This window comes from Streptomyces sp. TG1A-60 (assembly GCF_037201975.1).
Taxonomy (GTDB): Bacteria; Actinomycetota; Actinomycetes; order Streptomycetales; family Streptomycetaceae; genus Streptomyces.
Window position 1 is genome coordinate 6,126,433 of record NZ_CP147520.1, and the last position, 14,404, is coordinate 6,140,836.

General features: G+C 71.2%; 12 protein-coding genes and 1 pseudogene. 8 read left to right on the plus strand and 5 right to left on the minus strand.

Annotated features, from left to right (window positions below; genetic code table 11):
• Positions 1–35: 35 nt before the first annotated feature.
• Both WBG99_RS26630 and WBG99_RS26635 read right to left on the minus strand, forming a co-directional pair.
• Positions 36–317 (minus strand): Lrp/AsnC ligand binding domain-containing protein, encoded by a 282-nt coding sequence (locus tag WBG99_RS26630; RefSeq protein ID WP_338898721.1) that lies wholly within the window; start codon positions 315–317, stop codon positions 36–38.
• The gene (locus WBG99_RS26635) at positions 314–1,045 is read right to left on the minus strand and encodes a rhomboid family intramembrane serine protease (RefSeq protein ID WP_338898722.1); all 732 of its coding nucleotides are present in this window, start codon (positions 1,043–1,045) and stop codon (positions 314–316) included. The genes WBG99_RS26630 and WBG99_RS26635 overlap by 4 nt, the downstream gene beginning before the upstream one ends.
• A 154-nt stretch (positions 1,046–1,199) precedes the next feature.
• Between WBG99_RS26635 and WBG99_RS26640 the strand changes: the two genes are divergently transcribed.
• From WBG99_RS26640 to WBG99_RS26660, 5 genes are all read left to right on the plus strand, one after another.
• Positions 1,200–1,439, plus strand: coding sequence for a hypothetical protein (locus WBG99_RS26640; RefSeq protein ID WP_103843079.1), 240 nt, complete (start codon positions 1,200–1,202; stop codon positions 1,437–1,439).
• A gap of 35 nt (positions 1,440–1,474) precedes the next feature.
• Positions 1,475–2,818 carry an NYN domain-containing protein gene (locus WBG99_RS26645; protein WP_338898723.1) on the plus strand — a complete coding sequence of 448 codons (1,344 nt, stop codon included), beginning with the start codon at positions 1,475–1,477 and terminating at the stop codon, positions 2,816–2,818.
• A 258-nt stretch (positions 2,819–3,076) separates the two neighbouring features.
• Positions 3,077–4,108, plus strand: coding sequence for an NlpC/P60 family protein (locus WBG99_RS26650; protein ID WP_338898724.1), 1,032 nt, complete (start codon positions 3,077–3,079; stop codon positions 4,106–4,108).
• Between the two features lie 313 nt (positions 4,109–4,421).
• A complete protein-coding gene (locus tag WBG99_RS26655; RefSeq protein ID WP_338898725.1) occupies positions 4,422–5,453 on the plus strand; it encodes an NlpC/P60 family protein in 1,032 nt (343 codons plus the stop codon).
• A 179-nt stretch (positions 5,454–5,632) separates the two neighbouring features.
• Positions 5,633–6,814 (plus strand): hypothetical protein, encoded by a 1,182-nt coding sequence (locus WBG99_RS26660; RefSeq protein WP_338898726.1) that lies wholly within the window; start codon positions 5,633–5,635, stop codon positions 6,812–6,814.
• On the opposite strand, the pseudogene WBG99_RS26665 reads toward WBG99_RS26660, so the two are convergent.
• Positions 6,802–6,984: pseudogene (locus tag WBG99_RS26665) on the minus strand (PadR family transcriptional regulator); the annotation flags it as partial. The gene WBG99_RS26660 and the pseudogene WBG99_RS26665 sit on opposite strands and share 13 nt — an antisense overlap.
• 130 nt (positions 6,985–7,114) lie before the next feature.
• A complete protein-coding gene (locus tag WBG99_RS26670) occupies positions 7,115–8,347 on the minus strand; it encodes a glycosyltransferase family 87 protein (RefSeq protein WP_338898727.1) in 1,233 nt (410 codons plus the stop codon).
• 191 nt (positions 8,348–8,538) lie between these two features.
• Between WBG99_RS26670 and WBG99_RS26675 the strand changes: the two genes are divergently transcribed.
• Positions 8,539–9,681 (plus strand): glycosyltransferase family 4 protein, encoded by a 1,143-nt coding sequence (locus WBG99_RS26675; RefSeq protein WP_338898728.1) that lies wholly within the window; start codon positions 8,539–8,541, stop codon positions 9,679–9,681.
• Between the two features lie 76 nt (positions 9,682–9,757).
• Positions 9,758–11,395 carry a GMC oxidoreductase gene (locus WBG99_RS26680; protein ID WP_338898729.1) on the plus strand — a complete coding sequence of 546 codons (1,638 nt, stop codon included), beginning with the start codon at positions 9,758–9,760 and terminating at the stop codon, positions 11,393–11,395.
• 22 nt (positions 11,396–11,417) lie between these two features.
• Here the strand turns inward: WBG99_RS26680 and WBG99_RS26685 are convergent, their stop codons facing one another.
• Positions 11,418–13,214 carry an AMP-dependent synthetase/ligase gene (locus WBG99_RS26685; RefSeq protein WP_338898730.1) on the minus strand — a complete coding sequence of 599 codons (1,797 nt, stop codon included), beginning with the start codon at positions 13,212–13,214 and terminating at the stop codon, positions 11,418–11,420.
• Between the two features lie 309 nt (positions 13,215–13,523).
• On the opposite strand from WBG99_RS26685, the gene WBG99_RS26690 reads away from it, so the two are divergent.
• Positions 13,524–14,321, plus strand: a complete 798-nt coding sequence (locus tag WBG99_RS26690; protein WP_338898731.1) for a metallophosphoesterase — start codon at positions 13,524–13,526, stop codon at positions 14,319–14,321.
• Positions 14,322–14,404 lie beyond the last annotated feature (83 nt).

The following is a 14,404-nucleotide window of genomic DNA, read 5'->3' on the forward strand; positions in this document are numbered from 1 at the left end:
TCCTGCCGGGCCGTCCGCGGTCTTCCGGTGGCGCGCTACCCGTCCAGCCCGATGGCGAACGCGGCCTCCAGGTCGTGCTGCGAATACGTCCGGAACGCCACATGCGTGTCCGTCGCCAACACTCCCGGGATCTTGCTGATCGCCCCGGGAATCACCTCCGCCAGATCGTCGTGCGCCTTCACCCGCACCATGGCGACCAGGTCGTACGTACCGGTCACCGAGAACACCTCGCTCACGGATTCGAGCGAGGCGATCGACTCCGCGATCTCCGGGATCCGGTCCACGCTGGTCTTGACGAGCACGATCGCGGTGATCACGGCTGTTTCTCTCCCTCGGGGGCCGGAGCTGGGACTTTCACTCTAGCCCTACGCCCATAACGCCCCCAGGCGTAGACGAACCCCAGTCCGAACCCCACCAGGTGTGCCAGATAGGCGACCTGCGGCCCCGACGTCTGCCGCCCCGCGGCAAGCCACTGCAGGCTCACCCAGAACGGCAGCGTCACCCAGGCCGGAAAGCGCAGCGGGAGGAAGAGGAGGAACGGGAAGAGGCTCGTGACCCGCGCCCGGGGGAACAGGAAGAGAAACGCGCCGAGCACCGCGGAGATCGACCCGGACGCGCCGACCAGCGACTGCGGTGACCCGGCGTGCGCGGCGGCGTACGCCACCAGCGCGAGGTAGCCGCAGCCCACGTAGAAGAGGGCGAACTCCACATGGCCCATGCGTTCCTCGGCCATCGCCCCGAAGACGAAGAGGAAGAGCATGTTGCCGAGGAGGTGCAGCCAGCTGCCGTGCACGAAGAGCGCGGTGACGGGGGTGAGCGCCGCGCGCGGGGTGCCGTTGAAGAGTTCCACGGGCACGACGCCCCAGCGGCGGAAGTACGCCCGCTGCGCGGCGAGCAGTTCGTCCCCGGTGCCGTACACGGGGTTGAGGCCCGCAGCCGGTCCGATCAGGAAGATCGCACAGCAGACGGCGATCAGCCCGTACGTCACCGGCGCCGACTCGTTGCGTACGGCCCCGCCGGCCGAGGTGTTCCACTTGCCGATCATGAACAGAGCATGACGTAACGGGACCGACCTGCACAGACCGCCTCGCCGCCGTCGGCGAACGGGCATCGGGTACCGGTCAGGCCGTAGGGTTACGAGCCACACGCACCGGGAGGCCGGCGCACCACGGAGACCGGAAGAAGGAAGAGCAGCCACGATGACGGTTCCCCTGCCGACGGAGACGACCCGCTGGCGCTGCACGCTCTGTGGCAACCTCACGCGGTTCGACGTGACCCGCTCCTCGAAGGTCGTCGAGTACGTTCACCTCGACCTCGCCGGGGAGCCGAAGGTCGAGGAGCGCGAGGTGGTCAGTGAGACCATCGAGTCGGTGCGCTGCCGCTGGTGCAACGCCGTGGACCAGGTGGAACTCGTGGACAGGCCGGGCGCCGGCTCCTGAAGGAGCGGGCCCCGCACAGACATTTGGGGTGACGGATGGTGGAGACCGCGGGCGGGGGGCCGGACGACGGCGCCGCTGAGGTGCTCGACCGGCCGCTGCCCGAGGGCGCGCGCAGACGTGTCGTGCAGATCGTCTCCGACGGCTTCGGCGGGATGACCGTCTCCGAACTGCCCGCCCAGCTCAGGCAGTACGCGCGGTTCGCCCCGAATCGGCGGGTGAAGTTCGCGGGCAACGCGATGGCGGCAGCCGTGGAGACCGACGCGCTTTTCCGGCAGCGGATCGGCGAGCGGTTCCGGGAGGCTCACCCGGAGTTGGCCGGCGCCCTCGACACGGGCACGCCGCCCCCGGCCGCGGACCCGCTGGACGTGGTGGCGGCGGCTTACGTACTGCGCCCCGCGGGCTGGGTGAAGCTGGTCGCCGCCGCCGGCGAGGAGGCGCAGCGGGCCCACGCCGAGCGGGCCGAGGAGGAGAACCGCGCCGAGCTGGAGCGGCTGCGTGAGCAGCTCGCCGAGGCGCGCGGCCACACGAAGACCGAGACGGAACGGCTGCGCGCGGAGCTGGAGTCGGCAAGGAAGGAGGCCGACTCGCTGCACCGCAAGCTCCGGGCCGCCCTCAGCGACGTCAAGCGCGGCGAGGCCGCGCTGCGCAAGCTGCACGCCGAGCTGGAGACCGTGCGGACCGAGGGGCACGCCCAGGTGTCCGCCGCCGAGAGCGAGACCCGGCGCGTGAAGGCCCGGCTCGGTGAGGCGGAGGCCGCCCTGGAGGCCGCCCGGCGGGCCGCCCGCGAGGGACGCAGTGTCGAGGACATGCGGGTACGGCTGCTGCTGGACACCGTGCTGGACGCGGCCCAGGGGCTCCGGCGGGAGCTGGCCCTGCCGCCGGTCTCCGTACGCCCCGCCGAGACCGTCGACGCGGTCGAGCCGGGGCGGATGACCCCGAAGGACATCGCCGCCCGCGCGCTCTCCGAGAACGACCCGGCGATCGTGGACCAGTTGCTGGCGCTGCCGCAGGCACATCTCGTCGTCGACGGCTACAACGTCACCAAGACCGGCTATCCGCAGATGCCGTTGGAGAAGCAGCGGCTGAGGCTCCTGGGGCAGCTCTCGCAGCTCGCCGCGCAGACCGGCGCCGAGGTGACCTGCGTCTTCGACGGGGCCGAACTGGCAGCGCCGGTGCTGCTCGCGCCGCCGCGCGGGGTGCGGGTGCTGTTCTCCAAGCCCGGTGTCACCGCCGACGAGTTGATCCGTCAGCTGGTGCGCGCCGAACCCCCCGGGCGGCCCGTCATCGTCGTCTCCACCGACCGTGAGGTGGCCGACGGGATCGCCAAGGCGGGTGCCCGGCCGGTGGCCTCCGCGGTGCTCCTCAAGCGGCTTTCCTGACCTTTCGGCCCCGTCCGCCCCATCGGCAACGTACAGGCGCTATGACCGAATTGACGGAAAAGTTGCGCAACATAGCGTCAATCGAACATGACTGTATGTGTGTTGAGTGTAAATTGTGCGCCGTGGGATGGGATTTTTCCCGGGGGGATTTGAAGTGATCACCGTTTGGTCACTAGGGTCTGGGCTCAAACCTCTGAACGGGTGATCGTCACCGGAGTCCCCGCCGGTCGGTCGCTCACATGAAGGAGTTCACCTACCGTGGCGTCCCACCGTCGACCGAAGCAGCCGAGCCGCACCCGCGTGACCGTGCTCACCACCGCTGCCGCCGCTGCCGTGGCCCTCACCTCGCAGGCGGCCAACGCCGCCCCCGGCGAGAAGCCGAGCAAGGACGAGGTCAAGGCCAAGGTCGACAAGCTCTACGAGGACGCCGGGCGGGCCACCGACAGGCTCAACGGGGCCAAGGAGAAGGAGGAGAAGCTCCAGAAGGAGATCTCCACCATCCAGGACAACGTCGCCCGTGGCCAGGAAGACCTCAACGAGCTGCGCGAGGGCATAGGTCTGGCGGCCAGCGCCCAGTACCGCTCGGGAGGCATGGACTCCTCGATCCAGCTCTTCCTCTCCGCCGACCCGGATGACTATCTGGACAAGGCCGCCACCCTGGACCAGTTGAGCGGCCAGCAGGTCGAGTCGCTCAAGAAGGTCCAGGAGAAGCAGCGCGCGCTCGCACAGCAGCGCCAGGAGGCCTCCGAGAAGCTGGAGGACCTCGCCGACACCCGCGAGACCCTGGCCAAGAAGAAGAAGGAAGTCCAGACCAAGCTGGCCGCGGCACAGAAGCTCCTCAACACCCTGACCGCCGAGGAGCGGGCCTCCCTGGACGAGCAGGAGACGCGGGCCAGCCGCGACGCCGGGGACCGTGTCGAACTCGGCAACGAGGTGCCCGCCTCCGAGCGGGGCGCCGCCGCCCTCGCCGCCGCCGACACCCAGGTCGGCAAGCCCTACGTCTCCGGCGGCAGCGGACCCAACTCCTACGACTGCTCCGGGCTGACCCAGTGGGCGTACGCCCAGGCCGGTGTGTCGATCTCCCGGACCACGTACACCCAGCAGAACGACGGCACGAAGATCGGGCGCGGCCAGCTCATGGTGGGCGACCTGGTCTTCTTCAACAACCTGGGCCACGTCGGCCTCTATGCGGGCAACGACACGGTTCTGCACGCCCCGTACCCGGGCAAGGTGGTCCGCTACGAGTCGATGAGCACCATCGGCACCTTCCAGTTCGGTGTCAGGATCTGACATCCGCGATGGCTTGAACAGGGCCGATCGTCACACAGCGTGACGATCGGCCCTGTTTTTCTCAAGATCAGGACACGGTGCCGCCCGAACGGGCGAATTCCCGCACCTCACGCTGACCCCGTCTCTCGCCGGTGACCTGGGCCCCAGGCCGGGCGTCACGCTCTGTACCCGCGGAGGTCGTTGGTTGTGACGCGGTCGCACGGCTACTGTCGGCCGCGCTTCCCTCACCCGCCGTGAGCGCGACCCCTCGGGGGCGTCGCCTCGGCTCCCGGGGGATGGCCCCTGTCCACCGTCGAAGGGAGTGCGGCGTCCCGTGGTGTCCCACAGTCGTCTTGTATCGTCCGGGTTCGACCGGGGCGCGGCCGCCGCCCTCGGTGTGCTGTCCGTCGCGGCCGCCGCCCTCGGCGCCGTCCCCGTCCAGTCGGCCGCCGCAGCGCCGCACGACAACACCCGGGCCGAGGTGGACCGGCTGTACGAGGAGGCCGAGCAGGCCACCGAGGCGTACAACAAGGCCGACGAGCGCGCCGACAAGCTGCGTGACCAGGTCGGCACCGTGCGGGACTCGATCGCCCGCCAGCAGGACCGCGTCAACACCATGCGCCAGTCGGTGGGTTCACTCGCCGGCGCCCAGTACCGCTCCGGTGCCGTCGACCCGTCGATCGCCCTGCTGTTCTCCGACGACCCGGACGACTACCTCGACACGGCCGCCGCCCTGGACCGCATCGGTGCCCACCAGGCGGGCGAACTGCACGACCTCCAGCAGGCCATGCGCGACCTCGCGCAGAAACGGGCGGAGGCCACCGACAAGCTCACCGAGCTGGAGAAGAGCCGCAAGGCCGTCGCAGAGCACAAGCGGACCGTCGAGCAGAAGCTCGCCAAGGCGCGCCGGCTGCTCAACTCCCTCCCGGACGAGGACCGCGCCGCGTACGACCGCGCCTCCCGATCCGGCGGCTCCGGCCGTACCGACATGCCCGACCGCGGCGGTGCCGTCGCTCCCAACGGCCGTGCCGCCGCCGCTGTCGCCGCCGCCCGCTCCGCCCTCGGCAAGCCCTACGTGTGGGGCTCCAGCGGCCCCGACGGCTTCGACTGCTCGGGCCTGGTGGTCTGGTCGTACGGACGGGCGGGCGTCGGCCTGCCGCGCACCTCGCAGGCCCAGCGGTACGCCGGCACCCAGGTCCCGCTCTCCCAGGCCCAGCCCGGCGACATCGTCACCTACCGGCCCGACGCCAGCCATGTCGGCATGTACGTCGGCAACGGCCAGGTCATCCACGCCCCCTACCCGGGCGCCCCCGTCCGCTACGACCCCGTCGGCATGATGCCGATCGCCTCGGTCACCCGCCCCTGACCGCCGCCGCGCGCCCGCCGGGCCCCGGTCGCCGTCCGGCGACCGGGGCCCGGCGCGCTGCCGTACGGCGACCGGGCCGCCGTACGATCGGACACGTGACTGGTCGAATGCGCTCGACGCGTTCCCGGTCCGGGTCGGGGCTCCGGCGCGGGCTCCCGGGCCGCAGAGGTGTCCCCGCGGTGCTCGCGCTCGCCCTGCTCGCCGGCTGCGGCGGCGACGCGGCCTCCGGCTCCGCCCGCGTCGACGTCCAGCGGATGCTCGACCGGCGGGCCGCGGCGGTCCTGGAGCGGGACGAGGCCGCGTACCGCTCCACCGAGGCCCCGTCGGCCGCCACGACCCGCCAACTGGCCACCGGAGCGGCCGAGTTCGCGAACCTCCGCAGCCTGCCGCTGACCTCCTGGTCCTACGACGTCACCGGCTTCCACCGCTCCGGCGACCGGGCCACGGCCGAGGCTGCCCTGCGCTACCGGATACGCGGCTACGACAAGGCATCCGTCACCGCCGTACGGACGCTGAGCCTGGTCCGGGACGACGGCGGGGCGTGGCACGTGGCCTCCGACGAGCCCTCCGAGAAGGGCACCGAACAGTTGTGGGAGCAGGGGCGGATACGCGCCGTCCGAGGGGAGCGGAGCCTCGTGCTGGGGGTCGGGCGGTCACCGGACGCCCTGCGGGAGTACACGAGGCTGGCGGACCGGGCCGTGCCCGCCGTGACGCAGGCGTGGGGCGAGGACTGGGCGCGGCGCGTCGTCGTCCTCGTACCGGAGTCGCTGGAGGAGATGGCGGGGCTGCTCGGGGCGCCCGAGTCCGGGTACCGGGGGATCGCGGCGGTCACCATCGGCGAGGCGGGAGGCCCGGCGGAGGCGCCCGCGGACCGGATCATCGTCAACCCCGACGCGTACGCCGTCCTCGGCGACTTCGGCAGACAGGTCGTCCTCACCCACGAGACCACCCACGTCGCCACCCGCGCCCACACCAACGCCGCCACCCCCCTCTGGCTCTCCGAGGGCTACGCCGACTGGGTCGGCTACCGCACGACCGGTCGCACGGCACCCGAGGTGGCCCCCGAACTGCGACGCGCCGTCACGGAGGGCCGCGCCCCCGACGCGCTGCCCGAGGACGACGACTTCGGCTTCTCCGGCGACTCGGGCACACTCGCCCAGGCCTACGAGGGCGGCTGGCTGGCCTGCCGCATGATCGCCGACCGCTGGGGCGAGGCCCGGCTCGACGAGTTCTACCGGGCCGTCGGCGCACACGGGAAGCGGGCCGGCGCGGTGGAGGGGGCACTGAAGGCGGTCCTCGGGACGACCCTCGGCGCCTTCACCGAGAAGTGGCGGGAGTACGTGCGCGGTCAGCTCGGCTGACCGGGGTCCAGTCGGGCGATCGCTTCCCTGAGCCAGGCCCGCTCCGCCTTCCCGGTCGCCCGCAGCATGCCCTGCCGGAACGGGTCGCCGGCCTCCTCCGCGCGCACGGGTTCGCCGTCCGCGTAGAAGAAGCTCGCCGGTGGGGCGAGGAAGACGAGGAGGTGCTGAAGCGCACCCGGCGGTCCAACTGCCCCTCGCGTACGGCCTGTCGGGGCTGGGCCTGCCCGGGATCCGGGTGGCGCTCGCGGTGTCCACGACGGTGCGGTGTGTGATGCGCGGCCTGCTGTTGCGTCGGGGGGCTCACGAGCCCAGCGGTTCCTTGGCGCGGGCCGGGTGATCCGGCAGTGGTGTCGGGGCGGGCCGGGTGACCGTGTCGTGCCACAGCTCGCAGGCGGCCAGCAGGGCCGCGAGGACGAGGAGGCCGTTGCGGACGAAGAGGAGGGTGACGCCCAGCCAGTCGCTGACCACGACGTGGGCGAACCAGACCGGGAACTCCAGGACGGTCACGAGGGAGGCGGCCAGGACCACGACCGCCGGCACCGCCATACGGCTGGCCCGGAAGCAGAGGCAGACGGCGGCGAGTCCGACCAGCCACACCATGTACTGCGGGCTGATCACCCGGCTGGTGGCCGTGAACATCAGCACCGCCACGAACGCGGCGTCCGCCGGCGTGTGCGGCGCGAACCGCCGGGCCCGCACCCGCCACAGCAGCATCCAGGCGAAGGCCGCCGCGCTGAGCAGCAGGGCCGCCTCGCTGACGATGTCGACGTGGTCGCCGAGGAACTCCACCGAGCCGTAGTTGAGCCGCACCTCGCCGTCCCAGCCGAACTGCCGGGCCACATGGAAGACGAGGGCGCCCAGCGACTCCACCTCGGTGCCCCGGTCGCGCTGGAAGGTCAGGAAGGCGAAAGCGCCGGGCATGGAGAGCGCGAAGAGAGCGGCCAGCGCGAGGCCGGTGACCGCCGCCCACACCCAGGCCGCGCGCTTCCGGGCGCCCAGGAGCAGCAGCGCCGGCCACACCTTCAGCAGGGCCGCGAAGGCCGTCAGCGCCCCCATCGCGCGCGGATGGCGGCTGCCGGCGATCAGCGCCGCGACCGCCACCGCCGTCACCATCACGTCGTACCGGGCGTACACGGTCGGCCCGAGCAGCGGCAGGCCCACCACCCACACCCACGCGCCGCGCCGCGACTTGCCGGGCCGGGCGCCCGCGTGCACGAGCAGCGCGAGCACCGCCAGGTCGGTGAGGAAGGCGAGGACGAAGAACGCCGACGCGTAGTCCAGGAAGGGCAGCAGCGCGGGGGAGAGGATCGCGAGGGCGGCGGCGGGCGGGTACTGCCAGGTGACGTCGTCCAGGGGATACGTTCCTGTGCGCAGGATCTCGTACCAGTCCCGGTAGATGACCGAGACGTCGCTGGTGACGTCCGGGCCCGGGAACACGTACACCTTGAAGACGAACAGCAGCAGGAGCAGCCGGGTCGCGCCCCAGACCGCCGGCAGCCCGAACGAGAGCCGTCGCGTGCCCGTCATGTCCATCTGAGCCACCTGCGCCCCTGTCCGATGTGCCGCCCGCGCCCGGCTGCCGTTCCGCGCGCGGTCCCACGCATGATTCCGCGCGGGTGGACATGATCTCCTGTCCACCTGTGAGGCGATGGTGAAGCATGGCCGGATCCTGTGAGAAGTGCCGGTGGGCGGGGGCGGACGCCCGTTCGGTAGGGTCGGCGGCGATGCACAAGACCCTGATCGTGACCAACGACTTCCCGCCCCGGCCCGGCGGTATCCAGGCCTTTCTGCACAACATGGCGCTGCGGCTGGACCCCGAGCGGGTCGTCGTCCACGCCTCGACCTGGAAGCGGAGCCGGGAGGGTGTCGAGGCGACGGCCGCCTTCGACGCCGAACAGCCCTTCACCGTCGTACGCGACCGCACGACCATGCTGCTGCCGACGCCCGGCGTCACCCGCCGCACGGTCTCGCTGCTGCGGGAGCACGGCTGTACGTCGGTGTGGTTCGGCGCGGCGGCCCCGCTCGGCCTGATGGCGCCCGCGCTCCGCAAGGCCGGCGCCGAGCGGCTGGTCGCCACGACGCACGGCCACGAGGCGGGCTGGGCGCAGCTCCCCGCCGCCCGGCAGCTGCTGCGGCGGATCGGCGAGAGCACGGACACGATCACCTATCTGGGTGAGTACACCCGCTCCCGGATCGCCGCCGCGCTCACACCGGGGGCGGCCGGACGCATGGTCCAGCTGCCGCCCGGCGTCGACGAGACGACCTTCCACCCGGGCTCCGGCGGAGCCGAGGTGCGCGCCCGGCTCGGGCTCACCGAGCGCCCGGTCGTCGTCTGCGTCTCCCGGCTCGTGCCACGCAAGGGGCAGGACACGCTGATCGAGGCGATGCCCGGCATCCTCGCCAAGGAGCCCGACGCGGTGCTGCTGATCGTCGGCGGCGGACCGTACGAGAAGGAACTGCGCCGGCTCGCGCACGGGGCCGGGGTCGCCGGCTCCGTCCGTTTCACCGGGGCCGTCCCCTGGTCCGACCTGCCCGCCCACTACGGTGCCGGTGACGTCTTCGCCATGCCCTGCCGGACCCGCCGGGGCGGCCTGGACGTCGAGGGCCTCGGCATCGTCTACCTGGAGGCCTCCGCGACCGGCCTTCCGGTCGTCGCCGGCGACTCCGGCGGCGCCCCCGACGCCGTACTCGACGGCGAGACCGGCTGGGTCGTTCCCGGCGGCTCCCCGGCGGAGACCGCGGAGCGCGTCGTCACCCTCCTGGGCGACCCGGAACTACGGGCACGCATGGGGCGGCGGGGGCGGGAGTGGGTCGAGGAGAAGTGGCGCTGGGACCTGCTGGCGGAGCGGTTGAGGACGCTGCTGTAGCAGGCTGTCCCGAAGGTCCGTTCCAATCCCTGCCGCGCATCTAGGCGGAGCCCGGAAATCCGCACATGCTGCGCACATGACAGCAAAACTGATGCAGCATCAACTGACGAGACGTCACATACTGGGCGTGGTGGCCCTGCGGACGGCCGCCGCGTCCGGTCTCACCCGCATCGGACTGCAGTCGGCGTCGGCCGTCGAGCCGGCCGCCGTCGACAACGCTCCCGCCATCGTCATCGGTTCGGGCTACGGCGCCGCCGTGGCCGCCCTCCGACTCGGCCAGGCCGGCGTCCGCACGGTCGTCCTGGAGATGGGCAGGGCCTGGAACACCCCCGGCTCGGACGGCAAGGTCTTCTGCTCGACCCGGGAGCCGGACGAGAGATCCATGTGGTTCAAGACCCGGACCGAGGCGCCGCTCGCCACCTTCCTGTGGCTGGACGTCGTCAACCGGGACATCAGCCCGTACCCCGGGGTCCTGGACCGGGTCCGCTACGGCGGCATGTCCGTGTTCGTGGGACGCGGCGTCGGCGGTGGCTCTCTGGTCAACGGCAGCATGGCCGTCACCCCCCGCCGGTCGTACTTCGCCGAGCAGTTCCCGACCGTCGACACCGCCGCGATGTACGCGACGTACTTCCCACGCGCCCGCGCCATGCTCGGCGTCAACACGGTCGACCCGGCGTGGTTCGAGTCCACCGAGTGGTACCGCTTCAGCCGGGTCTCACGGGCCCACGCCGAGAAGGCCGGCCTGCAGACCACCTTCGTGCCCAGCGTCTACGACTTCGCCCACATGGAGCGCGAGGCGGCCGGCACCGCGACCAGGTCGGCGCTCGCCGGCGAGGTCATCTACGGCAACAACCACGGCAAGCGCACCCTCGACCGGACCTACCTCGCCGCCGCCCTCGGCACCGGCAACGTCACCATCCACACCATGGAGCGGGCCCGGGGCATCCGGCGGCTGGGCGACGGCACGTACGTCGTCACCGTCGACCGTATCGACGCCACGGGCGCGGTCGTCCAGACCAAGGAGTACGGCTGCACGTACCTCTTCCTCGGCGCCGGCAGCGTCGGTACCACCGAACTCCTGGTCCGCGCACGGGCCCTCGGCACCCTCCCCGCACTGAACGCGAGCGTCGGCGCCGGCTGGGGCACCAACGGGAACGTGATGCTCGGCCGGGCCAACCATCTGTGGGACACGGTCGGGGCCAAGCAGTCGACCATGCCGGTCCTGGGCATCGACGACTGGGCCAACACCGCCAACCCCGTCTTCGCCGAGATCGCGCCCCTGCCCACCGGACTGGAGCACTGGGTCAGCCTCTATCTGGCGCTCACCAAGAACCCGGAGCGCGCGTCCTTCACCTACGACGCCGCGAGCGACTCGGCGAGACTCGGCTGGAGCGCCGCCCAGAGCGCGGTCTCCGTCTCCATGGCCAAGAAGCTCTTCGACCGGATCAACTCGGCCAACTCCACGATCTACCGGTACGACCTGTTCGGCTCGTCCAACAAGGTGTTCGCCGACGACTTCACGTACCACCCGCTGGGCGGCTGCGTGCTGGGCGAGGCGACGGACGACTACGGGAGGGTGAAGGGGTATTCGAAGCTGTACGTCACCGACGGCTCGCTGGTGCCCGGCTCGATCGGGGTGAACCCGTTCGTCACCATCACCGCGCTCGCCGAACGCACGATGGCGCGGGTCCTCGCCGAGGACACCGCGCCATGAGCATGAGGGGTGCGACCGCTGGTCACTTCTGGTAGATCGCCTCGATCTGGTCCGCGAAGTCCTTCGCCACCACAGTGCGCCTGAGCTTCAGGGACGGCGTCAGGTGGCCCGACTCCTCCGTGAACTGGGAGGGCAGAATGCGGAACTTCCGCACCGATTCCGCCTTCGACACCGCGGCGTTGCCGTCGTCGATCGCGGCCTGCACGGCCGCGTTGAGATCGGCGTCCGCGCTCAGCGACGCCGCGGTGCAGCCCGCGGGCTTGCCGTGCTCGGCGGCCCAACGGCCCAGGAACTCCTCGTCGATGGTGACCAGCGCGCCCACGAAGGGGCGGCCGTCGCCGACGACCATGCACTCCGCGACCAGGGCGTGCGACCGGATCCGGTCCTCGATCACGGCCGGCGCGACGTTCTTGCCGCCCGCGGTGACGATGATCTCCTTCTTGCGGCCGGTGATCCTGAGGTAGCCGTCCTCGTCGAGGGTGCCGATGTCACCGGTGTGGAACCAGCCGTCGGCCAGCGCCTCCTCGGTCGCGCCCGGGTTGTTCCAGTACCCCTTGAAGATGTGGTCGCCGTGCAGCAGGACCTCGCCGTCGTCGGCGATGCGGATCACCGATCCCGGCAGCGGCTGGCCGACCGTGCCGATCTTCTGGCGGTCCCACGGGTTGAACGCGGTGGGAGCGCAGGACTCGGTCAGGCCGTAGCCCTCCAGGACCGTGAAGCCGATACCGCGGAAGAAGTGCCCCAGACGCTCGCCCAGCGGCGCGCCGCCGGAGATCGCGTACTCGCCCTTGCCACCGAGCACCGCCCGCAGCTTGCTGTAGACGAGCTTGTCGAACAGCCGGTGCTTGATCTTCAGACCCAGGGCCGGCCCCGACGGGGAGTCCAGGGCCTTGCTGTAGGCGATCGCGATGTCCGCCGCCGTGTCGAAGATCTTGCCCTTGCCGTCGGCCTGCGCCTTGGCGCGCGCGGAGTTGTAGACCTTCTCGAAGACACGCGGAACGCCGAGGATCAGGGTCGGACGGAACGCGGCCAGCTCGTCGGTGAGGTTCTTGATGTCCGGGACGCAGCCGAGCTTGATCGGCGCCATCATCGGAGCGATCTGCACCAGGCGCCCGAAGACGTGCGCGAGCGGGAGGAAGAGGAGGACCGAGCACTCGCCCGTACGGAACAGGGGACGCAGCCGTTCGACGACGTTCCCGCAGTCCGCGAAGAAGTTGCGGTGGGTGAGCACGCACCCCTTCGGACGGCCGGTGGTGCCGGAGGTGTAGACGATGGTCGCAGGGTCGTCCGCCTTCGCCGTCGAGCTGCGCTCCTCGACCGCCTCGTCGGTGACGTCCTGGCCGAGACGCACCAGTTCATCGACCCCGCCGCCCTCGATCTGCCAGACGTGCTTCAGCGTCGGCAGCCGGTCGCGCACCGACTCGACGGCGGCCGTGTGCGTGTCCAGCTCCACGACCACGGCCGTCGCGCCCGAGTCGGCGAGGATCCACTGCACCTGCTCCGGCGAACTGGTCTCGTAGACCGGCACGGTGACCGCGCCGGCCGACCAGATCGCGAAGTCCAGCAGGGTCCACTCGTACCGGGTACGCGACATCAGTGCGACCCGGTCGCCCGGCTGGACACCGGCGGCGATGAGCCCCTTCGCGGCCGTCCGCACCTCGCTGAGGAACTCGACCGCGTTGACGTCCTGCCAGGCACCGCCCACCTTGCGGGCGATGACGGCGACATCGGGATGCTGCGCGGCGTTTCTACGGACGATGTCGGTCAGATTGCCGTCCGTCGGGACCTCGTACAAAGCCGGAAGGCTGAACTCGCGCAAAACTGCTGCTCCTCATAGGGCGCCGGCGCCACGACTGACGTATGTGCTGCGACGGTGCGGTCCAAGGCTGGGGCGAGCGCTCAGGTTTCACGCGGTTCCTCACTGGTTGAAAACCTGAGCACAACTGGACTGCCCGGACGTTACCCGTCGGTATGGCTTCTACGCGAGGGGGGCCGAGCGAGATGTTCGCCGCGTCACACATGTGGGCTTCTCCCGGGAACCATAATCCCCCGACTTACTGACTGGCCAGTAACCGCACGTCCGGCCGACTCTGTTCACGTGTGCCGCACAGGCCTACCCTTGATCGTCATGGCACCCACACCAGGCGGAAGCCGCAGGACGCGCATTCACGTGGTCAGCGACGTGCACGGCAACGCGCACGACCTGGCCGGAGCGGGTGAGGGCGCCGACGCCCTGGTGTGCCTGGGTGACCTGGTCCTCTTCCTCGACTACGCCGACCACTCCCGCGGCATCTTCCCCGACCTCTTCGGTGCCGAGAACGCCACCCGGCTCGTCGAACTGCGCACCGCCCGGCGCTTCGAGGAGGCGCGTGAACTCGGGACCCGGTTGTGGGCGGGCGTGGGGGAGGAGCGGGCCGCCGTGATCGAGGAGGCCGTCCGCAAGCAGTACGCCGAGATCTTCGCGGCCTTCCCGACGCCGACGTACGCCACCTACGGAAACGTCGATATGCCGATGTTGTGGCCGGAGTACGCGGCAGCGGGGACGACCGTGCTGGACGGGGAGCGGGTGGAGATCGGGGGATGGGTCTTCGGCTTCGTGGGCGGCGGACTCCGCACCCCCATGCGGACACCGTACGAGATCGGTGACGAGGAGTACGCCGCCAAGATCGAGGCGGTCGGAGAGGTGGACGTGCTGTGCACGCACATCCCGCCGGAGGTGCCCGAGCTGGTGTACGACACGGTGGCACGCCGCTTCGAGCGGGGGAGCCGGGCGCTGCTGGACGCGATCCGGAAGACGCGGCCCCGGTACTCGCTGTTCGGGCACGTCCACCAGCCGCTGGTACGGCGGATGCGGATCGGGGCGACCGAGTGCGTGAACGTGGGGCACTTCGCGGGGAGCGGGAAGCCGTGGGCGCTGGAGTGGTGAACCTCGGGTGGGGTGGCGAGGGTTCGGCGGGCGCGCGGTAGCCTTCACGCTGCACATACGTGCGCACCCACCTCCCTCACCGG